The sequence below is a fragment of the Polaromonas sp. P4_F4 genome (genome assembly GCF_056401355.1).
On record NZ_JBFUJO010000018.1, the window covers coordinates 43,665 to 68,755 of the forward strand.

Sequence of the window (25,091 nt, forward strand, 5' to 3'; positions counted from 1 at the left end):
TTTGATTTAACCAGAAGGAAAACCATGAAACTCGTTCGTTATGGCAACCCGGGCAAGGAAAAGCCCGGACTGATTGATGCCGAAGGCAAGCTGCGCGACCTCAGCGGCGTGATCAAGGACATCGGTCCCGACCAGCTCGGCGATGCCGCGCTGGCCAAGCTGCGCAAACTGAAAACCGACAAGCTGCCGCTGGTCAGGGGTTCGCCGCGCATGGGCTGCCCGGTCAGCGGCGTCGGCAAGTTCATCGCCATCGGCCTGAACTACGCCGACCACGCGGCCGAGTCCGGCTTGCCGATTCCCGCCGAACCCGTCGTGTTCATGAAGGCCACCAGCTGCATCCAGGGGCCCAACGATCCGGTCATGCTGCCCAAGGGCTCGGTCAAGACCGACTGGGAGGTCGAGCTCGGCGTGGTGATCGGCACCCGCGCACGCTATGTGTCGCAGAAGGACGCGCTCACTTATGTGGCCGGCTACTGCACCATCAATGACGTCAGCGAGCGCGAGTTCCAGATCGAGCGCGGTGGTACCTGGGACAAGGGCAAGGGTTGCGACACCTTCGGCCCGATCGGTCCCTGGCTGGTGACGCGCGACGACGTGCCCAACCCGCAGAAACTGAGCATGTGGCTGGAGGTCAACGGCAAGCGCATGCAAAACGGCTCTACCAAAACCATGATCTTCAGCGTGGCCAAGCTCGTCAGCTACGTCAGCCAGTTCATGACGCTGGAGCCCGGCGACGTGATCACCACAGGCACGCCTCCCGGCGTGGGCCTGGGCATGAAACCGCCGGTGTACCTGAAAAAGGGCGACCAGATGACGGTGTGGATCGAGGGCCTGGGCGAGCAGAAGCAGACTGTGGTGCCGTTCAAGCTCGTGAAATAAAGCCCCCACGGTCGCTCGCTTCGCGTAACTCCCGAGGCCTTGCAGGCCGCGGCTCGCGAGACGCTTCGCCTCTGTCGCCTGTCCAAAGCTGCTCGAGCAGCTTTGGAGCCGCAGGCTCCAGCCCCTCGGGGGCCGCTGCGCCTGTGGCCCGGCAAAGCCGGTTCCACGGCTCATACTGGGTGAAGAGTTCGAGCGAACACAACTAGCGGGGGCCGCGGGACTGGCTTTGCCAGACCGCAGGCGCCGCCCCCTAGAGGGGGGAACAAGCTACACGCAGTGAGCTTGGACAGGGGGAGCCAATTTCTCCGCCCCCTGAGGGGGGAACAGGCTACACGCAGTGAGCCTGGACGGGGGTGGGCTTGTTCTAGGGTTTACCCTTGGTTTGGCTAGACCTTGTTCTCTATAAACAGACACTCCATCACCCGCAGGGCTTGACCGTCTTCGAATTGTTGCAAAATAGAACGATCGTTCGTTTTATTTTGGCTCAATCCCATGACCGTCAATGAACTCCCTGTCAAAACCGTTCCCGTCCCGGCTGCGCCTATCCCTGCGATCGGTGCACTCGTGCCCAAAAGCCAGCAAAAAGGCCAGCAGACCAAGGCGGCCATTGTCGATGCAGCTCTGGGGCTGGCCACGCAGATCGGCCTTGAGGGCCTGAGCATCGGGGCGCTCGCCGAAGTCATGCACATGAGCAAGTCCGGCGTGTTTGCCCATTTTGGCTCACGCGAGGAACTGCAAATTTCGGTGGTCCGCGAATACCACAGCCGCTTCGAGGAAGAGGTGTTCTTCCCGGCATTGCAGGCTTCCAGGGGTCTGCCGCGCCTGCGCGCACTGTTTCACAACTGGATGAACCGCACCTCGGTCGAGATCGATTCGGGATGCCTGTACATCAGCGGCGCCGTCGAGTTCGACGACCGGCCGGGGCCGGTGCGCGATGCGCTGGCGGGCTCGGTGCGGACCTGGCTGGCCGCGATGTACCGCGCCGTGATGCAGGCCAAGGAGGCCGGGCACCTGCAGCGCGATGCCGACGAACAGCAGATGGTCTTCGAGATTCACGGACTCATTCTCGCGCTGCATTACGAAGCCCGTTTCCTGAAGTCCCCCGGCTCTGTCGCCCGCGCCAACACCGGCTTTGCCAACATCCTGGCGCGTTACGGCAACGATGCGCCGTCGCCGGCAGAGCCATCCCCTGGCGCTTCGCCGACGAAGGCGCCGGCAAAAATCTCTCCCAAAACATCTTCATCTTCGAAACCGGCTTAAAGCCAAAGGACCCTCCATGCCTCAGTACACCCCACCCCTGCGCGACATGCAATTTGTCATGCACGAAGTGCTCAAGGTCACCGATGAATTGAAGGTCTTGCCGCGGCATGCCGACATCGATGCCGACACCATCAATGCGGTGATTGAAGAAGGCGGCAAGTTTGCGGCTGAAGTCACCTTCCCGCTCAATGTCAGCGGCGACCAGGAAGGCTGCACGCTGGACAAGACCACCCATGAAGTCACACCGCCCAAAGGCTTCAAGGAAGCGTATGCGAAGTACGTGGAAGGCGGCTGGGCCGCGTTGAGCTGCGACCCCGAGTACGGCGGCCAGGGCCTGCCCTTTGTCGTCAATCAGTGCGTTTACGAAATGATGAACTCGGCCAACCAGGCTTGGACGATGTACCCGGGCCTGTCGCACGGTGCGTATGAAGCCCTGCATGCCCACGGCACCGACGAGCAGAAAAAAATCTACCTGCCCAAGCTCACCAGCGGCGAATGGACCGGCACCATGTGCCTGACCGAGCCGCACTGCGGCACCGACCTGGGCCTGCTGCGCACCAAGGCAGAGCCGCAGCCCGACGGCACCTATCGTCTGACCGGCAACAAGATTTTCATCAGCGCCGGCGAACACGACATGACCAGCAACATCGTGCACCTGGTGCTGGCCCGCCTGCCCGATGCGCCACAGGGCAGCAAGGGCATCAGCCTGTTTGCCGTGCCCAAGTTCAACGTCAACCAGGACGGCTCGATCGGTTCGCGCAATGGCATTTACTGCGGCGGTATCGAGCACAAGATGGGCATCCACGGCAATTCCACCTGCCAGATGGTGCTGGAAGACGCCGTGGGCACCCTGGTGGGCGCACCCAACAAGGGCCTGGCCGCCATGTTCGTGATGATGAACGCCGCACGCCTGGGCGTGGGCAATCAGTCGCTGGGCCTGACCGAAGTGGCCTACCAGAACGCCCTGGCCTATGCCAAGGACCGCATCCAGATGCGCTCGCTCTCCGGCGTGAAAGCCAAGGACAAGCCGGCCGACCCCATCATCGTGCACCCCGACGTGCGCAAGATGCTGCTGACCGCCAAGGCCTATGCCGAAGGCGGCCGCGCCCTGGCCATTTACTGCACGCTGCTGCTCGACAAGGAGCTCCACCACCCCGACGAAAAGGTGCGCAAGGATTCCGGCGAAATCGTCGCCTTGCTCACGCCCATCGTCAAGGCCTTCCTGACCGACAACGGCCACATTGCCACCAACGCCTGCATGCAGGTCTTTGGCGGCCACGGCTTCATCAAGGAATGGGGCATGGAGCAGTTTGTGCGCGACAACCGCATCAACATGATTTATGAGGGCACCAACACCGTCCAGTCGCTGGACCTGCTGGGCCGCAAGATCCTGGGCAACAACGGCGCCACGCTGAAGAAATTCGGCAAGCTGATCGGCGCCTTGATCGAAGAGGAAGGCGTGAACGAGAAGATGGCCGAGTTCATCAACCCGCTGGCTTACCTGGCCGACCAGATGACCAAGTTCACGACCGAGCTCGGCTTCAAGGGTTTCCAGAACCCCGACGAAGTGGGCGCTGCCGCAGTCGACTACCTGCGGGTCGCCGGCCATCTGGTGTTCGGCTACTTCTGGGCCCGCATGGCGCAGGTCGCGCTGCGCGAGATTGCCGCCGGCAACACCGACAAGTTCTACGTGGCCAAGCTGCAGACCGCGCGGTTTTACTTCGCCAAACTCTTCCCCGAGACCGCGACGCTGATGCGCACCGCGCGTTCAGGCAGTCGGGCGCTGATGGACACCGATGAGGCGCTGGCTTGAACCATGCGGGGTCAGCCCCCACCCCCGCCCTCCCCCAGCGGGGGAGGGAGTTTCTTTGGCCTTCTTTGCGATCTTTTCTTTCTCCCTCTCCCTCTGGGAGAGGGTTGGGGTGAGGGCTCCCCAACCCATTAACGGAACCACATGATGCAAAAATTCACAGTCAAAAAAGTCGCCGTACTCGGCGCCGGCGTGATGGGCGCGCAGATCGCCGCCCATCTGGTCAATGTCAAGGTGCCTGTGGTGCTGTTTGACCTGCCCGCGAAAGAGGGCCCGAAGAATGGCATTGTCATCAAGGCGATTGAAAGCCTGAAAAAACTCAAGCCCGCGCCGCTGGGCGTGCCCGAGGACGCGGCGCTGATCCAGCAGGCCAACTACGAAGAGCACATGGAGGTGTTGAAAGAATGCGACCTCATCATCGAGGCCATTGCCGAGCGCATGGACTGGAAGACCGACCTGTATCACAAGATCGCCCCCTTCATTGCCGAAGGCGCTATCGTGGCCAGCAACACCTCGGGGCTGTCGATCACTAAACTCAGCGAGGCCCTGCCTGAATCGATCAAGCCGCGCTTTTGCGGCATCCACTTCTTCAATCCGCCGCGCTACATGACGCTGGTGGAGTTGATCAACACGCCCACCACCGAGCCGAAAGTGCTAGACGACCTGGAAGCCTTTGCGGTCAGCGCGCTGGGCAAGGGCGTGATCCGCGCGCACGACACGCCCAACTTCATTGCCAACCGCGTCGGCATTGCCGGCATGCTGGCCACCATCAAGGAAGCCGAAACCTTCGGCCTGACGTATGACGTGGTCGATGACCTGACCGGCAAGAAGCTGGGCCGCGCCAGCTCCGGCACCTTCCGCACCGCTGACGTGGTGGGCCTGGACACCATGGCGCATGTGATCAGGACACTGCAGGACAACCTCGGCCCCGTGGGTGGCTCAAGCAGTGGGAAAGTGGAAGACCCGTTTTCGGACATCTACGGCACGCCGCCGGTCCTGGCGAAATTGCTGGAATCCAAAAGCCTGGGCCAGAAGACCGGCGCCGGTTTTTACAAGAAGGTCGGCCGGGACATCTTGCGGCTCGACCCCGAGAGCATGGAGTACGTGGCCGCAGGCGCCAAGGCGAACGAGGTTGTCGGACGCATGCTGAAGAAGCCAGCCGGCGAGCGGCTGAAGCTGCTGCGCGAGGCCGAGGGCGCCGAAGCGCGTTTCCTCTGGGCCATCCTGCGCGACCAGTTCCACTATGCCGCGGTGCACCTCGAAAGCATTGCCGAAACCGCGCGCGACATCGATTTTTCGATGCGCTGGGGCTTTGGCGCCAAGCAAGGCCCGTTCGAGTTATGGCAACAGGCCGGCTGGAAGCAGGTGGCCAGCTGGATCCAGGAAGACATTGATGCGGGCAAGGCGTTGAGCAAAGCGCCGCTGCCCGACTGGGTGTTCAAGGGCCCGGTCGCCGACGCGGGCGGCGTGCACACCGCCGAAGGTTCGTGGAGCGCCTCGGCCCAAAAATTCATTCCGCGCCGCAAGCTGCCGGTTTATGAGCGCCAGCATTTCCCCGAAGACGTGCTGGGTGCCAACGTCCCGGCTTTCGAGACCGCCGGCACCACGCTGCATGAAGACGATGCCATCCGCCTCTGGACGCTGGATGGCGCGAACGGAGAAAAAGGCGACGTGTTGATTGCCAGCATCAAGACCAAGATGCACGCCATCAGCCCCGATGTGGCGGAAGGCCTGGCAATGGGCGTTGACCTCGCCGAGAAAGGCTACAAGGGCATGGTCATCTGGTCCAACGACGAGATGTTCTCGGCCGGCGCCGACCTGCAGGCCATGCTGCCCGCCTTCATGATGGGTGGCGCCAAGGCGATTGAAGGCGCGGAAGCCGAACTGCAAAACGTCATGCTCAAGCTGCGCTATGCCGCCGTGCCGGTGGTGTCGGCGATCCGCGGCCTGGCGCTGGGCGGTGGCTGCGAAATGGCGGTGTATTCGGCCAAACGCGTCGCCACGATGGAAAGCTACATCGGCCTCGTGGAAGTCGGCGTCGGCCTCGTTCCGGGTGCCGGCGGCCTGGCCTACATTGCGCGCCGTGCAGCGGAAAACGCCGCCATGTCCACCAACAAGGACATACTGCCTTTCCTGACCGAGGGCTTCACCGCCGCCGCCATGGCCAAGGTGGGCACCAGTGCGATTGAAAGCCGCAAGCTCGGCTACTTGTTGGACAGCGACGTCATCGTGCCGAACAAGGACGAACTGCTGTTCATCGCGCTGAACGAAGCCCGCGCCCTGTTCAACTCCGGCTACCGCGCGCCGCACAGGCGGCCCTTCCCGGTCGTGGGCCGCAACGGCCTGGCCACCATCAAGGGCCAGCTGGTCAACATGCGCGACGGCGGCTTCATCAGCGCCCACGACTTTCACATTGCCAGCCTGATCGCCAACGTGGTGTGCGGCGGCGACGTGGATGCCGGCACCCTGGTGACGGAAGAGTATTTGATGACGCTGGAACGCAAGGCTTTCTGTTCGCTGCTCGAAAACCCGAAAACGCAGGAACGCATCATGGGCATGATGAGCACCGGCAAACCAGTTCGTAATTGATAAAGCTACTGCGGAGCCCTCATGCGTCGTTGCAGCCCAAGCCCCATCCTCACGTACCTGAAGTACGTTCCGGTGGGTCTCGGGCACCCGCGCCTAGCCTGACGGCTCCTCGCTACGCTTTCTCAATCACGAACTCTCTATTTTTATGACAACTCCTAATCACGTCCCCAACCGCCTGGAGCGCCAGCTCGAGCGCCTGTCCGAGGTGCCGGCCTTTGCCCGCACCTGGTTTCGCAGCGTGATCCTGCGCCGCGCCGTGCCATTCACTGGCACGGCCGGGCTGGACTTTTTGCAGATGAGCAACAACCGGGTTGAAATCGGCATCCAGAACCAGAAGAAGGTGCAGAACCACATCGGCGGCGTGCATGCCTCGGCCATGAACCTGCTGGCAGAAACTGCCACCGGCATGGTGGTCGGCATGAACGTGCGAGACGACTGCGTCCCGCTGGCCAAGGAACTGAAGATGACCTTCAGGAAGCGCGCCACCGGCTCGTTGCGCGCCGTCGCAACGCTCACCGACGAGCAGCGAGCGGCCATGCAGGCCAGTGACAAGGGCGAAGTCAATGTGGCGGTCACGGTGACCGATGAGGCCGGCGTGAATCCGGTCGAGTGCGAGTTTGTTTGGGCTTGGGTGCCGTCAGGTCGCCTGCATCCCAACCTTCCCTCACAGGGGGACGGAAGCTGAACATCTCCCCGCATTGCTCCTTCCCCCGCTGGGGGAAGGCAGGGATGGGGGCTCTACGACATGCAAAACCAAGCCACCCTCAACGCCAGAATGTTCGCCAGGTCGCTCCGCCGCGAAATGACCGACGGCGAGCAACTGCTATGGCAGCGCTTGCGTGGCGAGCAACTGGGCGTCAAATTCAGGCGCCAGCATCCTGTCGGGTCCTACGTGGCGGATTTTGCGTGCCTCGCTCCCCAGCTGATTGTCGAGATAGACGGGTCGCAGCATATTGACCAGCAGGCCTATGACGCAAAGCGCGATGCATATTTCGAGTCTCTCGGATTTGACGTGATGCGTTTTCCGGCAAATTTGCCGTTCTCCGATTTGCAGTCGATGGTCGAGGCCATATACAACCGTTTGACCGAATTGGCCGCGGTCGCCCCCATCCCAACCTTCCCCCAGAGGGGGAAGGAGCCTGAGAGTTCACCCGTAACACCTCTGCCCCCTCGGAGTGCGGCGCTTGAAACCTCTTCTGTAACACTCCTTTCCCCTCAGGGCGGGGAGCTTAAAAACTCCCCCGTAGCACTTCTTCCGCCTCGGGGTGTAGAGCCTGAAAATTTCCCCGCACCACTCCTTCCCCCTCTGGGGGAAGGCAGGGATGGGGGCTCTCCCGAACCCTTGCCCGCAAGCCGCCGCTTTTAAAAGACACCCAACCTTTTACAGATTCACCGATTCACCGAGAAAGAGTTCCCCATGAAACAAGTCCAGGAAGCCTACATCGTTGCCGCCACGCGCACGCCCATCGGCCGTTCGCACCGGGGGTTTTTCCGCAATACCCGTCCCGACGACCTGCTCGTCAAGGCGCTGCAGGCCGCGCTGGCCCAGGTGCCCACGCTGGACCCGAAGGCGATTGAAGACATCATCTGCGGCTGCGCGATTCCCGAAGGCCCGCAGGGTTTGAACATCGCCCGCATCGGTGCGGTGCTGGCGGGCTTGCCCACCAGCGTGGGCGGCATCACCGTCAACCGCTTTTGCGCCTCTGGCCTGTCCGCCGTGCAGATGGCGGCAGACCGCATCCGTGTCGGCGAAGCCGATGTGATGATTGCCGCCGGCACCGAGAGCATGAGCATGGTGCCCATGTCGGGCAATTCGCCGTCGCTGTCGCCGGAGATGTTTGCCAACGACGAGAACGTCGGCATCGCCTACGGCATGGGCCTGACGGCCGAGAAGGTTGCGCAGCAGTGGAAGGTCTCGCGTGACGCGCAGGACCAGTTCGCCTACGAGTCCCACATGAAGGCGCTCAAGGCCCAGCAGGCCGGCGAGTTCACGAATGAAATCACGCCGGTGGAAGTGACCGACCGCAGCGCTAACCTGGAGACCGGCGAAGTCATCGCCACCACCCGCACCGTGAGCCTGGACGAAGGCGCACGCCCCGACACCACGGTGGAAGGCCTGGCCAAACTGAAAACCGTGTTTGCTGCGCGCGGCTCGGTCACGGCCGGCAACAGCTCGCAAACTTCCGATGGGGCCGGCGCGCTGATTCTGGCCAGCGAAAAAGCCGTCAAGGAATTCGGCCTGAAACCGCTGGCGCGTTTCGTCAGTTACGCCGCCAAGGGCGTGCCGCCGCACATCATGGGCATTGGCCCGATCGAAGCCATTCCAGCAGCGCTGCGTTACGCCGGCCTGAAGCAGGACGACATCGACTGGTTCGAACTCAACGAGGCGTTTGCCGCGCAGTCGCTGGCGGTCATCAACACGCTGGGCTTGAATGCCGCCAAGGTCAATCCGATGGGCGGCGCCATCGCCCTAGGCCATCCCCTGGGGGCGACCGGTGCTATTCGTGCGGCCACCGTGATTCATGCGCTGCAGCGCCATCAGCTGAAGTACGGCATGGTGACCATGTGCGTGGGTATGGGACAAGGCGCCGCCGGCATCTTCGAACGGGTGTAGCGGCTACTGCGCGGGCGCATTGCGTCGTTGCAGCCCAAAGAAAATCCTCACGACCCTTTAGGTCGCTCCGGTTTTCTTCGGGCACCCGCGCCTAGCACTGCATCCCGCTCGCTACGCCGGGGGAGTGGCGGCTGTTGTGGACTAAACCGGCGAAGACCGGCGTGCAATTTTTTGGAGACAAGACATGCAAAAACAGATTCTCGACTCGGGCACCTCGCAGCTGTCGCTGCGTGTGTACGAGGCCAGCGCGCCAGCCCGCGCCAGCGTCGTGATCGGCGGCGCAATGGGCGTGCGCCAGGACTACTACACGTCGTTTGCTGAATGGCTGTCCAGCCAGGGCTTTCGTGTCACCACCTTTGACTACCGCGGCTCGGGCGAGTCATTGCCTGATACCGTGGACGGCAGCCTTCGCGGCTTCAAGGCCGATCTGCTGGATTGGGCAAGCGATTACGCAGCCGTGGTGGATGCGGCCAAGTCCGCACTGCCCGACGCGCCGCTTTACCTGCTGGGACACAGTCTCGGCGCGCAGCTGCCGGGCTTCCTGAAGAACCAGGCCCAGGTCGACGGGATGATCAGTATTGCGGCCGGCAGCGGCTACTGGCGCGACAACGCGCCGCAGCTCAGGCGCATGATTCTGTACTTCTGGTATGTGCTGGTGCCGCTGGCCACGTGCCTGTTCGGTTATTTCCCGGGACGCAAGCTCAAAAAAGTGGGTGACGTGCCGGCAGGCGTGATGCTGCAGTGGCGCAAGTGGTGCCTGGACCCGCAGTACAGCGTGGGCGCCGAGGGGGAGAGCGCGCGCCTGAGCTATGGGCGGGTCAGCTTCCCGGTGAAGGCCCTGTCCATCACCGACGATGAGCTGATGACCTGGCGCGGCACGCAGAACCTGATCAACCTGTATGCCAATGCGCCGCGCAGCTTCGAGCGGATCGCGCCGGCCGACCTGCAGGTCAAGCGCATTGGGCATTTCGGGTTTTTCCGCGAACAGTTCGACCAGACCTTGTGGCCGCGCGCCCGGCAGATTCTGGACGGCTTGGCGCGGCTGCCGGCTTAAACCTGGAAACAGCAGTTGACCGCTCGCAAACTTCAGGAAAGCCGCATGCTCATTGACTTTCCCCTCTTCGATGGCGATTACCTTCTGGGGTGACAGCGCTATGCGCCCGATTGCACCATGCTCGGCGCGCCATGCTGCGTTGCTCCGCCTTGTGGGCAGAAGCCCACTGCGTTGTCACGCCTTGCCTGGCACGCCGATCACAGCGCACTCGGGCGCATCCAACTGCCGTTTCCAGGTTAGATCTCGAAACGAATCCCCTGCGCCAGCGGCAGGCTGGAGCCGTAGTTGACCGTGTTGGTGGCGCGGCGCATATAGGCTTTCCACGAATCCGAGCCCGACTCCCGGCCGCCGCCGGTTTCCTTCTCGCCGCCAAATGCACCGCCGATTTCCGCGCCGCTGGTGCCGATGTTGACATTGGCGATGCCGCAGTCCGAACCGCGCGCCGAAGTGAAGCGCTCGGCCTCGCGCAGGTCCTGGGTGAAGACGGCGGACGACAGGCCGTGCACCACGGCATTGTTCATGGCAATGGCATCGTCGAAGTCGTCGTAAGGCACCACATACAGAATCGGCGCAAACGTTTCGTGCAACATGGGGCCGGCCTGCTCGGCCAGTTCCACGATGGCGGGCCGCACATAGTGGCCTGTACCAGCACTACCACCAGCCCCGGCGCCTTCCTCGCGCTGGCCAAAATGAACCTTGGCGCCCAGGCCCTTCGCGCTGGCCAGTGCGGTTTGCATGGCGTCAAAGGCGCGGCCGTCGATCAGCGGGCCGACCAGCGTGCCTTCGGTGAGCGGGTTGCCTACCGGCAGGCGCGCGAACACCGACACCAGCCGCTCCACCAGCGCCGGGTAAACGGAGCGGTGCACGATCAGCCGGCGCAGGCTGGTGCAGCGCTGCCCGGCCGTGCCGGCGGCGGCAAACGCCGCGCCGCGCACCACCAGTTCCAGGTTGGCCGAGGGGCAGACGATGGCCGCGTTGTTGCCGCCCAGCTCGAGCAGCGAGCGCTTGAACTGCGCCGCGCAGGCCATGGCCACGTTCTTGCCCATGGCGGTCGAGCCGGTCGCGCTGACCAGCTTGACCTGCGGGTGGTTGACCAGCGCTTCGCCGACAGGGCGCTCACCGATCAGCAACTCGCTCAGGCCTTCGGTCTCCAGCCCCAGCTCCGTGGCCGCACGCAGCAGCAGGCCATGGAGCGCGACGGCCGACAGCGGCGTCTTTTCGGAAGGCTTCCAGGCCAGCGTGTTGCCGCAGACCAGCGCCAGCGCGGCATTCCAGGCAAACACCGCCATCGGGAAATTGAAGGCCGAGATGATGCCGACCACGCCCACCGGATGCCAGGTCTCCAGCAGCTTGTGGTCGGGCCGTTCGCTGGCAATCGTCAGGCCGTAGAGCTGGCGCGACAGGCCGACCGCAAATTCGCAGATGTCGATCACTTCCTGGACTTCGCCCAGGCCCTCCTGCAGGATCTTGCCGGTCTCCAGCGAGATCAGCTGCCCGAGTTCCGGCTTGTGGCGCCGCACGGTTTCGCCGAAGGCGCGTACCAGTTCACCGCGCTTGGGTGCCGGCACATCGCGCCAGCTCAAAAACCGCTGATGCGCACGATTGAGCGCGGCATCCACGTCGGCCGGGCTGGTGGTGGCGAGACGCGCCAGCCGGCTGCCATCAATCGGGGTGTGAACCTCAAGGGTCGCGGACGCCTGGCTGTCGAGGTCGGCGTGGATGCCCAGGCTTTGCAGCAGGGACGAGATGTCGTTGGCGTGGCTCATGGTGAAGTCCTTTCGGGGAAATGTTGGCGTGATGATGGCGTACCGGCCGGGGCGGCAAGGCTGCGCAGCCCGCGGCCCAGGCGTTGCGCGCCTTGCAGCAGGGCGTCTGCACTGGGGTTGGCAAAACTCAGGCGTAGCCAGGGCTGTGCGGTGTTGTGAAGGCTGAAGGCGGCGCCCGGCACGGCCAGCACCTGGTGCTGCAGGCCGAAGTCCACCCACGCCTGCGACGGGATCAGTGGCAGCTCGCTGGCAAGCCGGGCCCAGACAAACATGCCGCCCTGGGGCTCGCTGAATTCAAGCAGCCCGTCGCAGTGTGCATGCAGTGCACCGGCCAGCGCACGGGCCTTGACCGCGTAAGCCTTGCGCAGCATGGCCAGGTGCTCATCCAGGCGGCTGGAGGCCAGCATCGCGGTCAGGGTCAGCTGTTCAAGCGAGCCGCTGTGCACATCGGCGGCCTGCTTGGCCAGCACAACGGCGCGCAGCACGTCCGGCGGCGCCATCAGCATGCCCAGGCGCAGGGCCGGGGCCACCACCTTGGAATAACTCGTCATGTAGGCCACCTGCGCATGTGATCCGGTTTGCTGGTTGATCTGTGCCAGCGAAGGCGGTGGCGCCGCGCCAAACCAGAGTTCGCCATAAGGATCGTCCTCGATCAGTGTGACCTCGTGCCGTGCGGCAAGTTCCAGCAGGCGCACGCGCCGCGCCAGGGGCATCACGGCGCCTGTCGGGTTGGCAAAGTTGGGAACCACATACAGCACGCGTGGCCGTGCGCTGGTAAAAACACTTTCCAGCCGCTCAACATCCAGCCCCTGGGCATCGGCAGGAACTTCCACCAGCTGCGCTCCCGCAAAGCGGAAGGCCTGCAGGGCGGCCGGGTAGTTGAAGGACTCCACCGCCACGCCGGCGCCCGGCTCGACGAGAACCCGCGCCAGCAGGTCTATGGCCTGCTGCGAGCCGGTGGTGATCACCACTTGCTCAGCCTGGGCCTGCAGGCCGCGTTGTTGCAGCAGCTCAGCGCTGGCCGCACGCAGCGCGGGCAGGCCCTCGGTAGCGCCGTATTGCAGGCTGTGCCCCTGCAGGCCGGAGGCCACGGCCAGCATGCATTCGCGCAGCCAGTCCGCCGGCAGCAGTGCGGGGTCGGGATGACCGCCCGCCAGCGAAATCATGCCGGGCTGTCCGGCCAGTGCCAGCATGGCGCGAATCGGCGAACCGCTCGCCTGCGCGTAGAGCGGGCGGACCGGCGTGCGCGCGGTGACGCTCATGGGTTGACCTCCGCGCTACGCGCTGCGGTGTTCGCCTTGGGAGTGGCAGCCTTGGGAGCGGCCCGGTGGCTCATGCGCGGGCCGCCGTCATGCCAAAAATGCCGGTGGCATTGCCGGCGTCAAAGGCCAGGTCCAGGCGGCCGCCTTGCGCCGGGTCATTGGCGGCAGGGCTCGGATGCAGCTCGGCGCGGGTGATGAATTCATAGAACGAACCCGGTACCGCGCGTGTGACCTGGCCGGCGGGTGTGAGGAATTCGCGCTGCACGGTGGCGGCGCGAAACGCCGTCTGGCGCACCCGGCCACTGGCCGAGACTTCGACCTTGTCCTTGATGGGGCGGCCCAGTTCGCGCTGGCGCCGGGCCACCGCATCCACATCGCCGACGCGGTCGGTCGCGTGGTTGAAGGCGTTGCCCTCGGTGGCGATCCAGGCCATTTCGGCGGACTCGGCCAGCAGCAATTCATAGTCATCCAGCGCAAACACGCCATGCTGGCGGTCAAAGCACCGGAGCATCACCGGCAGCAGCCGCAGCGCCTGTTGCAGCGGCAGCTTGCCGTCGCGCGCCAGCTGCTCCAGGTCCGCCACATCTTGCGGGCCCAGCGGGTCGCGCGAGGTGCACAACACCCGCGTAACGGCTGCCTGGAAGGGCACCGTGAACTGTTCGGGATGCAGTTCGGACACAAAAAACTGCGCGATCTCCTGCGGGAAATCCTGGTGGCACCAGGCGCGGCCGGTCATTTTCAGGCGCGGCAAGGGGTAAGTGTCTTGTAGCGTAAAACCCAACGGGCGCAGCAGCCGCGTGAAGGCCGCCTCTCCCGGAGGCAGGGCGCCGCTGGGCCAGCGCACGGTGCGCAGCGCGCCGTGGTCAAAGACGACCTGGCGCTGCTGCCCGGCCACATCGCTGGCCATGTACTCTTGCGCCGCCGGCACCCGCTGCACCAGGCCATGGAACAGGGCCATGTTCAGGGCCTGGGCCAGTTCGGCGCGCGTCACCGTGCCGGACACGCCGGACTGCAGGGCAGGGTGGACGTACATCTGCTCATGGATGTGCTGCACGGCTTCGGGCGGCAGGCAGCTGGCAAGCAGGGTCTGGAGGTTGGTCATTGCGTGGGTAATTTCAGCGGTTGAAGGGGAGTGTTCTCAGCGGATAAATTCAACGGGTAGAAGCCGGATTCTCGGGAAATCACGGCCGCTGCGCAAAGGATGTATTTCGATGCAGGCATGAGATATATTCATGCGATGCGCCGAAAAATCCCCTCCACCCAGGCCTTGCTGGCCTTCGAAGCGGCGGCGCACCGCGGCAGTTTCACGCTCGCGGGGCAAGACCTGTCGGTGAGCCAGAGTGCGGTCAGCCATCAGATCCTGGGGCTGGAGCAGGACCTTGATGTGAGCCTCTTTTTGCGCCTGCCGCGCCAGCTGGTGCTGACCGATGCCGGGCGCTCGCTGCTGTCGCGTGTCAGCCCGGCGCTCGATGCGCTGGAAGCGGCGATGCTGGACCTGGCGTCTTCCAAGGGTGAGGGCGGCACGCTGGAGCTCGGCGTGGTGCCCACCTTCGCCACCAAGTGGCTGATTCCCCGCATGCCCACCTTCCTCAAGGCGCACCCGCATGTCACGCTGAACCTGTCGACCCGGCTGCTGCCCTTTGATTTTTCGCTCACCGGCCTGGACGCGGCCATCCACTACGGCCGGCCCGACTGGCCCGGCACCGAGTCCGAGTACCTGATGGGTGAGGAAAGCGTGGTGGTGTGCAGCCCCGCGCTGATGAAAAAGCGCCAGCTGCGGCGCCCGGCCGACGTGCTGAAGTTCACGCTGATCCACCAGAGCACGCGGCCGCACGCCTGGCGCGACTGGCTGCAGCTGGCCGGCATTGACGACGCGCAGGGCGCCAGCACCGGCCCGAAGTACGAGCTGTTTTCGATGATCGCCCAGGCCGTCAAGGCCGGGCTGGGGGTGGCGGTGCTGCCGCGCTTTCTGGTGGCCGACGAGATTGCCGATGGCACCCTGGCCGTGCCGTTTGACCTGTCATTGAGTTCAGACTTTGCCTACTACCTGGTGTGGCCCACGCAAAAGGCCAACTGGCGGCCCTTGCTGCAGCTGCGCGAATGGCTGCGCGAACAGGCGGCACCTCCGGCGTCCTCGGTGTAAAGGGGCTCAGGCGCTGTCTGTGGGCGCCAGGCTTTGCGCCGGCCGGCGCAGCGTGCTGTCAAAAGGGTTGAGCTGCGCGCCAATGGCCGTGGCCTCGCGCTTGAGCAACTCCACCACCGTTGGCAGGCGGTCGGGGCTGAGCCGCGACGAGATCGTGCCGACGCTCAGTGCCGCCACGGCGCGGCCTTCACGGTCCAGCACCGGCACACCCACGCCCGCCATGCCGTCGAGCAAACCGGTGTTGCGCCCGGCATAGCCCGTCTGGCGCACCCGCTCGATTTCGGTGCGCAGGTAGACCTCGTCATAGACGCCGTACTCGCGCATGCGCGGCAGGTTGTAGCGAATCACCTCTTCGCGTTCGGACTCCGGCAAAAAGGCCAGGATGGCCAGGCTGCCCTGGCCCATGCCCAGCGCCACCCGCCCGCCAATGTCGCCGGTGAAGGAGCGGATCGGGAAGGGCCCTTCGCTGCGGTCCAGGCACACCGCGTCAAAGCCGCTGCGCACCAGCAAAAAGATGGTGTCGCCCAGGCTGGCGCACAGCCGCAGCATGGACGGCCGGCACAGCGCGCGCAAGTCCATCGAGTTGCCGGCCTGTGCGGCCAGCGCAAAAAAATCAATGCTCAGCCGGTAGAGCTTGGACGCGGCGTCCTGCTCCACGACGCGCTCGGCCACCAGGCTTTGCAGCAGACGGTGGGTGGTGGCCTGCGTCAACCCCGTGGCCTTGGCAATGTGCGTGATGCGCCCGCCCTTGGCCTGAGTGGTGGCCAGGGCCCGCAAGATGGCAAAAGCGCGCTGCACGCTGCTCGAGGCGCTGTCGTCCTCTTTTGAATTTTCTTTCATGAGCATCTCCTTCATGGCATTTCTTTCATCGGAATGAATTTCATCCATATCTTATAGAAATTCCATTAAATGGAATAAATTAAATAAATATCTCTATATACGGAATAACCTATTGACGATTTTTTATGAGATGCCCTAGCATGAATGTCATCAAGGTGTCTCAAAACAACCTTGATGCGGCCTTCAGGCAACCGGTTGCGGCGCTGATGTCCCTGCGGATTTCCCCTGTGCATGTCTTCCCTGATGCCTTCCTTGTTTGTGCCTTGTTTGTGAGGTGTTCCTGATGTCTTTTCTGACCCTGGCGAATGTGAACAAGTCCTATGGCGCTACGCACGCCGTGATCGACATGAACCTGTCGGTGGAGAAGGGCGAATTTGTCTCGCTGCTCGGGCCTTCGGGCTGCGGCAAGACCACGACGCTGCAAATGATTGCCGGTTTTGCCGATGTCACCGCCGGCCGCATCACGCTCGATGGCCGTGACATCACCCACGCCAAACCGAATACGCGCGGTCTGGGCATCGTGTTCCAGAGCTACGCACTGTTCCCTCACATGAGCGTGCACGACAACGTCAGCTTTGGCCTGGAGATGCGGCGCATGCCCAAAAACGAGCGCACCGAACGCGTCAAGGCTGCGCTGGCGCTGGTGCACCTGGAGGCGCACGCCACGCGCTACCCGCGCGAGCTGTCCGGCGGCCAGCGCCAGCGGGTGGCCCTGGCCCGCGCCCTGGTCATCGAGCCGCCGGTGTTGCTGCTCGACGAGCCGCTGTCCAACCTCGACGCCAAGCTGCGCGAGGAAATGCAGTTCGAGCTGCGGCAGATCCAGCGCAAGGTGGGCACCACCACCGTGATGGTCACGCACGACCAGACCGAGGCCATGTCCATCAGCGACCGCGTGGTGGTGATGGAGGCCGGCCGCGTCACGCAAATTGACCAGCCGCACCGCCTGTACGAACACCCGCAAACGCGTTTCATCTCCAGCTTTGTCGGCAAGGCCAACCTGCTGGAAGGCCGCGTCATCGCCACCGGCGCCTGGGCCACGGTGGACCTGGGAACGGCCTCGCTCGAGGTCAATGCGCCCGGGGCCGCCGCGGGCGACGCCGTGGTGCTCAGCCTGCGGCCCGAAAAAATCCGCCTCGTGCCCGAAACCCAGGGCCGCCTCGCGGGCACCGTGTGCGAGCGTTTTTTCCTGGGCAGCCAGTGGCTCTACCAGGTAGACACCGCCGCCGGCGAGCTGGTGGTGGTTTGCCCCAACGACGGCGAAGTGCCCGCCGAAGAAGGCCAGCGCGTCGGCCTGGACTGGCCGGCCGGCCAGGTGCGCCTGTTGCCCGGCGCGCTGCATTTGCCACGCGAGCCGCAGCGCGTGCTGGAGGCGGTGGCATGAACGCGGCGACCCGTTTTCATTCCCTCTCCCCCTGGGAGAGGGTTAGGGTTAGGGTGTTCGCGCAGGCCGCTGGCCTTATAGCCGCCCAGGCCCTCACCCCTGCCCTCTCCCGGAGGGAGAGGGAGCAACACGGGGGCAAGCAGTGAACGCGACAACCATGGTGGGAGCTGCACCAAATGTTTCGCGGCCCTCGGCGGCTCGCGCCCCCTGGCTGCTGTCGGCGCCGGCCTTTGTGCTGTTTGCCTGCCTGCTGCTGGTGCCCCTGGCGCTCACGGCCGTGCTGTCCTTCCAGGCGTTCGACCACGCCACGGGCGTCAAAAACAGCTTCACGCTGGCGCATTACGCTGCGGTGCTCACAGACGACTACTACCACCGCATTTTCTGGCGCACCTTCTGGGTCTCCGCGCTCACCACGCTGATCTGCGTGCTCGTCGGCGCGCCCGAGGCCTATGTGCTCAGCCGCATGCGCAACCCGTGGCGCTCTGTGCTGCTGCTGGTGGTGCTGGCGCCGCTGCTGGTGTCGGTGGTGGTGCGCGCTTTTGGCTGGAGCATGCTGCTCGGGCCCGAGGGCGTGGTGAACCAGGCCGTGCGTGCCATGGGCCTGCCGCCCATGCGCATCCTCTACACCGAAGCCGCCGTGGTCATTGCGCTGGTGCATGTGATGCTGCCCTTCATGGTGATCCCGGTCTGGACCTCGCTGCAAAAGCTCGACCCCGGCGTGGAAGACGCCGCGCTGTCGCTCAAGGCCTCGCATTTCACCACCGTGCGCCGCATTATTTTTCCGCAGGTGCTGCCCGGCGTTCTCTCGGGCAGCCTGATCGTCTTCGGCCTGAGCGCCAGCGCCTTTGCCATTCCCGGCCTGCTGGGCGGGCGGCGCCTGAAGATGGTGGCCACCGTGGTGTACGACGAGTACCTGCACGAGCTCAACTGGCCGCTGGGCGCGGCGATTGCGCTCACGCTGCTACTGGCCAACCTGGTGCTGATGCTCAGCTACAACCGGGTGCTCGAGCGCTCCTACAAAAAATCAATGGGCTAAGCGGGGTCTGCACCATGTCAAAAAACGGTCCCATCGCACTCATCTTCAACGCCCTCGTCATCGCCTTCATGATGGCGCCGCTCGTCATCGTCTGCGTGGTGGCCTTCACGCCCGAGAACACGCTGACCATTCCCACCACGCATTTCTCGCTGCGCTGGTTCAAGGCGGTGTTTGCCCATGCCGACTTTGTGCAGTCCTTCAAGAACAGCCTGTGGCTGGCCTTCCTGTCGGCCACGCTGGCCACCGTCCTGGCCGTGCCGGCGGGGCTGGCGATTGCGCGCCACAGCTTCCCGGGGCGCGATTTCCTCAATGGCCTGTTTCTCTCGCCGCTGATCATTCCGCACCTGGTGCTGGGCGTGGCGCTGCTGCGCACCTTTTCGCTGATTGGCGCCACCGGCAGCTTCTTCTGGCTGGCGCTGGCCCACGTGGTCGTCATCACGCCGTATGCGCTGCGACTGGTGCTGGCGTCGGTGGAGGGCGGCGACCGCAGCGCGGAGCAGGCCGCCCTGTCGCTGGGCGCCAGCCAGGCCACGGTGTTCCGGCGCATCACGCTGCCGATGATTTTGCCCGGCGTCACCGGCGGCTGGCTGCTCGCCTTCATCAACAGCTTTGACGAGGTAACCATGTCGATCTTCGTCACCGCGCCGTCCACCGTGACGCTGCCGGTCCGCATGTACATGTATGCGACCGAGTCGATTGACCCGCTGATGGCGGCGGTCTCGGCGCTCATGGTGGCGCTGACGGCCGTCGCCATGCTGGTGCTGGACCGCGTGTATGGCCTCGACAAGATTCTGGTGGGGCACAAATGACCCTGCCTACTGAAACTGAAACACCCCGCTCCCCAGGAAACACCGTGGCTCTTCTTCAACGCGTGGCCGAAACCGGCCGTGCCCCGGTAGGCTTTGTGCTCAACGGCCAGGCGCTGACCGCGCTGGCCGGCGACACCGTGCTGACCGCGGTGCTCACCCACACGGCGCAGCTGCGCCACAGCGAATTCAGCGGCGAGCCGCGTGCCGGTTTTTGCATGATGGGAGCCTGCCAGGACTGCTGGATCACCACCGAGTCGGGCCAGCGCCTGCGCGCCTGCGGCACGTTCATTGAAGAGGGCATGCGCCTGGTGACCGGCGAGGAGGCTATGAGCGACGCCGGGCCGCCCCAAGGCGTGAAGGCCCCCTCGGGGGGAAGCGCAGTACACGAAGTGACAAGCGTGGGGGCTCTTACATCATGACGGCCGTCCTGCATCCCGTCATTGTGGGCGCCGGCCCGGCCGGCGTGCGCGCGGCGCAAACGCTGGTCGCGCACGGCGTGCGGCCGGTGGTCATTGACGAAGCACCGCGCTGGGGCGGGCAGATTTACCGCCAGCCGCCGCCCGGCTTCACCCGCTCCAAACGCACGCTGTACGGCTTTGAAGCCGGCCGTGCCGAGGCGCTGCACAGCGCCATGGCCAACATCCTGGACCGCGTCGACTACCGGCCCGACACCCTGGTCTGGAGCGCCGAAGGCGGCCGGCTTGATTTGCTCTGCCGCGGGCGCATGGGCACGCTGCCCTATGGCCAGCTGATCGTGGCCACGGGTGCAACCGACCGCGTCCTGCCGTTTCCCGGCTGGACATTGCCCGGCGTCTACACTCTGGGCGCCGCGCAGGTGGCGCTGAAGTACCAGGGCTGCGCCATCGGCTCGCGCGTGGTCATCGCCGGCACCGGCCCCCTGCTGTATCTGGTGGCCTACCAGTATGCGAAAGCCGGCGCCAAGGTGGTTGCCGTGCTGGACACCGCCAGCTTCAAAGACAAGGCGCTGGCGGCGCCGGCCATGCTGCGCCAGCCCGCCGTGTTTGCCAAGGGCGTGTATTACCTGGGCTGGTTGCGCGCGCACGGCGTGCCGGTGCACCAGGGCGTGCGGCTGGTGCGCGCCACGGGCGAGGCGCAGGTCACGGCCATGCGCTGGCGCGATGGCGCGGCCGAGCACGAAGTGGCCTGCGATGCCGTGGCCTTTGGGTATGCCTTGCGCTCGGAAACCCAGCTGGCCGACCTGCTGGGCTGCCGTTTCAGCTACAACGCCCTGCAGCGCGCCGCGCTGCCCGAACGCGATGGGGCCGGGCGCTCCAGCGTGCCGGGCGTGTACCTGGCGGGCGATGGGGCCGGCATCATGGGCGCCGACGCGGCCGAATGGGCGGGTGAGCGTGCGGCGCTGGCGCTGCTGGCCGATGCGGGCAAGCCCGTGAATGCTGTGGACGCCGCACGCGCCTCTGAACTGGAAGCGAAGCTGGCGCGCACGGCGGCCTTTCGCGTCGGGCTGGAGCGCGCCTTTCCCTTCCCGCAGGACTGGGCCGCCAGCGCACCTGACGAGCTGGTGATTTGCCGCTGCGAAGAAATCACCGCGGGCGAATTGCGCCAATGCGTCCACGACACCGGCGCGCGCGAGATGAACCGCCTCAAGGCGTTGACGCGCGTCGGCATGGGGCGCTGCCAGGGCCGCACCTGCGGCGTGGCGGCGGCGGAAATCCTGGCGCATGCCTGCGCCGCCGCACCCGATGCGGTGGGCCGGCTGCGCGGCCAGGCGCCCATCAAGCCACTGCCGTTTGCGGCCATGGCCCGGGTGAACGGAGAGGCCGCATGATGGAACGCCTCTCTGCCGACGTGGCCATCATTGGCGGCGGCATCGTGGGCTCGTCGGCCGCGCTGTTCCTGCGGCGCATGGGCTTGTCGGTGGTCTTGCTGGAGCGCGACCTCTGCGGCTCCCGCTCCAGCGGCGTGAACTACGGCGGCGTGCGGCGCCAGGGGCGGCCAGCCAGCCAGCTGCCGCTGTCGCAACGCGCACAGGGCCTGTGGGCGCAGTTGCCGCAACTCATCGGCGTCGACGGCGAATACCTGCGCTCCGGCCACCTCAAGATTGCACGCAGCGAGGCCGACCTGGCCGCGCTGGAAAGCTACCGCGAACGCACGCAGGGCTTCGGCATGGACCTGCAAATCCTTTCGGCGCGGGCCTTGCGCGAGCGCTGCCCCTGGCTGGGCCGGGCGGCCGTGGGCGCGTCCCTGTGCCCGGATGACGGGCAGGCCAACCCGCGCCTGGTGTCGCCGGCCTTTGCGCTGGCCGCGCGGCGGCTGGGCGCGGATGTGCGCGAGCAGACACGCATCGATGAGGCAGCGCACGATGGCACGGCGTTTGTGCTGCGCTCGGGCAATGCGCTGGAAGTGCGCGCCAGGCATTTGCTCAACTGCGCGGGCGCCTGGGCCGGCACCATCGCGGCGCAGTTTGGCGATGCGGTGCCCATGGAGTCGGGCCACCCCGAGATGGCGGTGACCGAACCCCTGCCGGTGTTCCTGAACTTCAGCCTGGGCGTGGAAGGCGGCGGCGTCTATGCGCGGCAGGTGGCGCGCGGCAATTGCGTCATTGGCGGCGGCCGGGGCTATGCGCTCGACGACCAGCGCGCCCGCGCCCAGCGCAGCGGCATTGCCGCGCTGATGCAGCAGACCATTGACTTGCTGCCGGCCCTGCGCAACGCCCACATCATCCGCACCTGGAGCGGCACCGAAGGCTACCTGCCCGACCGCCAGCCCGTGCTGGGCCCCAGCGCCACCACACCCGGCCTGATTCATGCATTCGGTTTTGCCGGCGGCGGTTTTCAGCTGGGCCCCGCAGTCGGCGCCGTGCTGGCCGACCTGGTGCGTGACGGCCAGACCGCCACGCCGATTGATGCATTTTCTGTTTCGCGCTTTTCCGAAAAAAGCCCGCGTGTGGCAACCACCGGGCCTGTTCCTTCAGCCGTTGTCTAACCCCTCGATGTTTAACCTTGTTTCCAGGAGAACCCCATGAAGCTGCCCTCACGTTTCCCGTCCGCCCGCGCCACCGCGGTGTCCCTGGCCGTTGCGGCCACCAGCCTGTCGGCCGGCCTGGCCATGGCGCAAACCAAAACGCTGTATATCGGCATGAACGGCGGCACGATGGAGAAAACCTACACCGGCCATGTGTTCGGCGCTTTCGAGAAAGCCAACAACGTCAAGGTCGTGGTGGTGCCCGGCACCTCGTCAGACATCCTGGCCAAGGCGCAAGCCAACAAAGACAACCCGCAGATGCACGTCATGTTCCTCGACGACGGCATCATGTACCGCGCCATCGGCATGGGCCTGTGCGAGAAGATGCAGCCCAGCCCCGCGCTCAATGACCTCTACCCCACCGCCCGCTTCAAGGGCGACATGGCCGCCGGCGTCAACGTCGGCATGACGGGCATCGCCTACAACAAGAAGATGTTCACTGAAAAAGGCTGGGCTCCGCCCACCTCCTGGATGGACATGGCCGACCCCAAGTTCAAGGGCAAGGTCGTGTTCCAGTCGCTGTCGTCTTCCACCTTCGGCCTGCACGGCTTCCTGCTGTTTAACCGCATCCAGGGCGGCAATGACAAGAACGTCGAGCCCGGCTTCAAGGCCTGGCCCACCACCATTGGCCCCAATGTGCTCGAGTACATCCCCAGCTCGGCCAAGCTCGCCGAGATGGTGCAAACCGGCGAGGCCGCCATGTTCCCGCTGACGCCCACCGCCGTCGGCGTGCTGAAAGACAAGGGCCTGCCGGTTGAATATGTACAGCCCAAGGAAGGCTCCGCCGTGCTCACCGTGGGCGAGTGCGTGATCGCCAAAAACAGCGAGCCCGCACTGGCCCACAAGCTGGCCCAGTACCTGCTGTCGCCCGAAGCGCAAGCCGCCGCACTCGAACACGGCGACCAGATTCCGTCCAACCCCAAAACCAAGGCTTCAGGCGCTGCCGCCGCACTGGTCAAGCAGATGAACGACTACATGAAAACCGCGGTCACCGTCGACTGGGACGTGATCAACGAAAACCGCCCGGCGTGGAATGCGCGGTGGAACAAGACGGTTGAGCGTTGAGTTGCTGATCGCTTGGTTGGCTGGCGGGTGAGGGCGGGAGTTCACGCCTTCCCTGGCAGCGGCGGCTTAGCCCCTTGGCCGAACGGCCTCAACGGAAGTCGTGCCACGATGCACCGACAGTCAGCTAGCCGCCAACAAGGAACCAAAAACACAAAAATGCTGGTCAGGAAAGCCCCCACCTCGGCGGAGCCCATGTCGCGCGGATGCCGCATTTGCCCGTCCTTCGCCTGCCAACGGATGAAAAAGCGGATCCAGTACAGGTAAGTTTTCTCGGTGCTCAGGCTATAGTGCAAATACCGAATGCGCTCGCGAACCTGATCCATCAGGCGGATAGAGTGCAGCGGAGTAGTGCCGGGTTTCATGCTTCCTTTATAACTGTGTTTATATACAGCATATCGGATGCAAACCCAGACTGCAAGCCATTCTCAGGAGGAAGTCATGCCCAGTTTATCCCGCAGCGTCCAGATTAATCCGCAAGTTTTGCGGTTTAAATTACGTTAGACCTCACAGAACCTCCTCATGCTCAGTCGCGCATCGGCACTAGCAATCGCAAACGCGTTCGCCAACCGCTTCACATCGAGTTCCAGCTCATCTCGAAGTAGTACGCGAGACACAGTGAATCGAAGCGGGGTCTATGACTTTCTCTTCGAGAACGAGTACGAACCTTGGTTCTGCAATCTGGCTAAGTCCCAGATGTACGTGCGGGCGTTCAAGGAATTCTGGATGAGGATCCACACCGGTGAATCGCTTGCATCTGCAACTACCGAATGGTCATGGGAGCAAAGGAAAAAGCTTGGGCAGCGGCTTCTTCGCGACCTCGCCAGAGACCACCTTCGGTTTCTTGAGAAGGCCAAGGAGACCCCATACTTCGCCAAGACCTACACCGCAGAGTTTCAAGATCTGCTGCGTCGGCTGGAACTAGACGGCTATGTCTATCGCGATGGCAACCTATATCAGCAGCAGACAGATCTGCTGGACGTAGATGCTGAGCGAGACATTATTCGGGCACTGTTTGAGCAGGCTAAGCTCGCGCGCCAAGTCGATGCCTTCGAGTTCCTCAGGCTTGGCGAGGAGCACTTCATTGCCGAAAGATGGTCCGACTCGATTTCTAACGTTAGAAAGTTTTTCGAACTATTGCTGCAGGAAGGTGCTCGCGCGCTGTCAAGTGGAAGAGGTTCTGCCTTGTCAGATTCGCAACTGAACCGTCCCGTTGAGGTGAGGACCTACTTGGAGACTGAAGGTTTGCTCGAAAAGAAGGAGCGCGAACTGGTCGATAAGCTTTACGGACTACTGAGCGAGGCCGGCGCTCATCCTTATATGGCTGAGTCAGATCAAGCTCGGCTACTGCGGCAGATGTCCCTGACGCTGTCGCAATTCGTTCTTCTGCGTTTGGCTAGTGCGTTAGCAACGTGAGGGTTGTCGCGTGCGGTCTAACCCTTCAATCGAGAGGACTTGCCCCGGCAAGCCGGGTCAAGCCTCTCATCTCAAACGTTAGGCGACACAGGGTGAGCACGTCGCGAATTGGGCTCGTGCCCTTGGAGCCAGACGGCGAGCGGCTCGTCGCGTATCTCGAACGGAGG

23 protein-coding genes are annotated in these 25,091 nt (G+C 64.3%); 18 read left to right on the plus strand and 5 right to left on the minus strand.

Going from position 1 to position 25,091, the window contains the following annotated elements:
• The first annotated feature begins 24 nt into the window (after positions 1–24).
• From AC1DUR_RS18090 to AC1DUR_RS18125, 8 genes are all read left to right on the plus strand, one after another.
• Positions 25–879, plus strand: a complete 855-nt coding sequence (locus AC1DUR_RS18090) for a fumarylacetoacetate hydrolase family protein (protein ID WP_477721880.1) — start codon at positions 25–27, stop codon at positions 877–879.
• A 492-nt stretch (positions 880–1,371) separates the two neighbouring features.
• A complete protein-coding gene (locus tag AC1DUR_RS18095; protein WP_477721881.1) occupies positions 1,372–2,139 on the plus strand; it encodes a TetR/AcrR family transcriptional regulator in 768 nt (255 codons plus the stop codon).
• Positions 2,140–2,155: 16 nt separating this feature from the next.
• Entirely contained in the window at positions 2,156–3,952 is a 1,797-nt protein-coding gene (locus tag AC1DUR_RS18100) for an acyl-CoA dehydrogenase C-terminal domain-containing protein (RefSeq protein ID WP_477721882.1), read from the plus strand.
• Between the two features lie 144 nt (positions 3,953–4,096).
• A complete protein-coding gene (locus AC1DUR_RS18105; RefSeq protein ID WP_477721883.1) occupies positions 4,097–6,538 on the plus strand; it encodes a 3-hydroxyacyl-CoA dehydrogenase/enoyl-CoA hydratase family protein in 2,442 nt (813 codons plus the stop codon).
• 145 nt (positions 6,539–6,683) lie between these two features.
• On the plus strand, positions 6,684–7,223 hold the full coding sequence (locus AC1DUR_RS18110; RefSeq protein WP_477721884.1) for a DUF4442 domain-containing protein: 540 nt from the start codon (positions 6,684–6,686) through the stop codon (positions 7,221–7,223).
• 60 nt (positions 7,224–7,283) lie between these two features.
• Positions 7,284–7,904 carry an endonuclease domain-containing protein gene (locus AC1DUR_RS18115; protein WP_477721885.1) on the plus strand — a complete coding sequence of 207 codons (621 nt, stop codon included), beginning with the start codon at positions 7,284–7,286 and terminating at the stop codon, positions 7,902–7,904.
• A 51-nt stretch (positions 7,905–7,955) separates the two neighbouring features.
• Positions 7,956–9,152 (plus strand): acetyl-CoA C-acyltransferase, encoded by a 1,197-nt coding sequence (locus tag AC1DUR_RS18120; RefSeq protein ID WP_477721886.1) that lies wholly within the window; start codon positions 7,956–7,958, stop codon positions 9,150–9,152.
• A 184-nt stretch (positions 9,153–9,336) separates the two neighbouring features.
• The gene (locus AC1DUR_RS18125) at positions 9,337–10,206 is read left to right on the plus strand and encodes an alpha/beta hydrolase family protein (protein ID WP_477721887.1); all 870 of its coding nucleotides are present in this window, start codon (positions 9,337–9,339) and stop codon (positions 10,204–10,206) included.
• A gap of 236 nt (positions 10,207–10,442) precedes the next feature.
• Here the strand turns inward: AC1DUR_RS18125 and amaB are convergent, their stop codons facing one another.
• The 3 genes from amaB to AC1DUR_RS18140 form a co-directional block, all read right to left on the minus strand.
• Positions 10,443–11,972 carry an L-piperidine-6-carboxylate dehydrogenase gene (amaB, locus tag AC1DUR_RS18130; RefSeq protein ID WP_477721888.1) on the minus strand — a complete coding sequence of 510 codons (1,530 nt, stop codon included), beginning with the start codon at positions 11,970–11,972 and terminating at the stop codon, positions 10,443–10,445.
• Positions 11,969–13,234 (minus strand): aminotransferase-like domain-containing protein, encoded by a 1,266-nt coding sequence (locus AC1DUR_RS18135; RefSeq protein WP_477721889.1) that lies wholly within the window; start codon positions 13,232–13,234, stop codon positions 11,969–11,971. Before AC1DUR_RS18135 ends, amaB begins: the two co-directional genes overlap by 4 nt.
• Before the next feature lie 70 nt (positions 13,235–13,304).
• A complete protein-coding gene (locus AC1DUR_RS18140; protein ID WP_477721890.1) occupies positions 13,305–14,336 on the minus strand; it encodes a 2-oxoadipate dioxygenase/decarboxylase family protein in 1,032 nt (343 codons plus the stop codon).
• Between the two features lie 117 nt (positions 14,337–14,453).
• Here AC1DUR_RS18140 and AC1DUR_RS18145 point away from each other — a divergent pair, with 117 nt between their 5' ends.
• The gene (locus AC1DUR_RS18145; RefSeq protein ID WP_477721891.1) at positions 14,454–15,377 is read left to right on the plus strand and encodes a LysR family transcriptional regulator; all 924 of its coding nucleotides are present in this window, start codon (positions 14,454–14,456) and stop codon (positions 15,375–15,377) included.
• 6 nt (positions 15,378–15,383) lie between these two features.
• Here the strand turns inward: AC1DUR_RS18145 and AC1DUR_RS18150 are convergent, their stop codons facing one another.
• Entirely contained in the window at positions 15,384–16,217 is an 834-nt protein-coding gene (locus AC1DUR_RS18150; RefSeq protein WP_477721892.1) for an IclR family transcriptional regulator, read from the minus strand.
• Between the two features lie 140 nt (positions 16,218–16,357).
• On the opposite strand from AC1DUR_RS18150, the gene AC1DUR_RS18155 reads away from it, so the two are divergent.
• The 8 genes from AC1DUR_RS18155 to AC1DUR_RS18190 all read left to right on the plus strand — a co-directional run bounded on the left by AC1DUR_RS18155 (position 16,358) and on the right by AC1DUR_RS18190 (position 23,511).
• Positions 16,358–16,501: a hypothetical protein gene (locus AC1DUR_RS18155; protein WP_477721893.1), complete on the plus strand. Its 144-nt coding sequence runs from the start codon at positions 16,358–16,360 to the stop codon at positions 16,499–16,501.
• A complete protein-coding gene (locus AC1DUR_RS18160; RefSeq protein ID WP_477721894.1) occupies positions 16,501–17,598 on the plus strand; it encodes an ABC transporter ATP-binding protein in 1,098 nt (365 codons plus the stop codon). The genes AC1DUR_RS18155 and AC1DUR_RS18160 overlap by 1 nt, the downstream gene beginning before the upstream one ends.
• A gap of 157 nt (positions 17,599–17,755) precedes the next feature.
• Positions 17,756–18,634 carry an ABC transporter permease gene (locus AC1DUR_RS18165; RefSeq protein ID WP_477721937.1) on the plus strand — a complete coding sequence of 293 codons (879 nt, stop codon included), beginning with the start codon at positions 17,756–17,758 and terminating at the stop codon, positions 18,632–18,634.
• A 14-nt stretch (positions 18,635–18,648) separates the two neighbouring features.
• Positions 18,649–19,443: an ABC transporter permease gene (locus tag AC1DUR_RS18170; protein ID WP_011484829.1), complete on the plus strand. Its 795-nt coding sequence runs from the start codon at positions 18,649–18,651 to the stop codon at positions 19,441–19,443.
• Positions 19,440–19,862, plus strand: coding sequence for a (2Fe-2S)-binding protein (locus tag AC1DUR_RS18175; RefSeq protein ID WP_477721895.1), 423 nt, complete (start codon positions 19,440–19,442; stop codon positions 19,860–19,862). The genes AC1DUR_RS18170 and AC1DUR_RS18175 overlap by 4 nt, the downstream gene beginning before the upstream one ends.
• The gene (locus tag AC1DUR_RS18180; RefSeq protein ID WP_477721896.1) at positions 19,859–21,250 is read left to right on the plus strand and encodes an FAD/NAD(P)-dependent oxidoreductase; all 1,392 of its coding nucleotides are present in this window, start codon (positions 19,859–19,861) and stop codon (positions 21,248–21,250) included. The genes AC1DUR_RS18175 and AC1DUR_RS18180 overlap by 4 nt, the downstream gene beginning before the upstream one ends.
• Entirely contained in the window at positions 21,247–22,407 is a 1,161-nt protein-coding gene (locus tag AC1DUR_RS18185) for an NAD(P)/FAD-dependent oxidoreductase (RefSeq protein WP_477721897.1), read from the plus strand. Before AC1DUR_RS18180 ends, AC1DUR_RS18185 begins: the two co-directional genes overlap by 4 nt.
• Positions 22,408–22,443: 36 nt before the next feature.
• Positions 22,444–23,511, plus strand: coding sequence for an ABC transporter substrate-binding protein (locus AC1DUR_RS18190; RefSeq protein WP_477721898.1), 1,068 nt, complete (start codon positions 22,444–22,446; stop codon positions 23,509–23,511).
• A gap of 41 nt (positions 23,512–23,552) precedes the next feature.
• Here AC1DUR_RS18190 and AC1DUR_RS18195 read toward each other — a convergent pair whose 3' ends face one another.
• Positions 23,553–23,873 (minus strand): phage integrase N-terminal SAM-like domain-containing protein, encoded by a 321-nt coding sequence (locus AC1DUR_RS18195; RefSeq protein ID WP_477721899.1) that lies wholly within the window; start codon positions 23,871–23,873, stop codon positions 23,553–23,555.
• 361 nt (positions 23,874–24,234) lie between these two features.
• Here AC1DUR_RS18195 and AC1DUR_RS18200 point away from each other — a divergent pair, with 361 nt between their 5' ends.
• Complete coding sequence (locus AC1DUR_RS18200; protein WP_477721900.1) at positions 24,235–24,924, plus strand: hypothetical protein; 690 nt, start codon at positions 24,235–24,237, stop codon at positions 24,922–24,924.
• Positions 24,925–25,091: the final 167 nt, after the last annotated feature.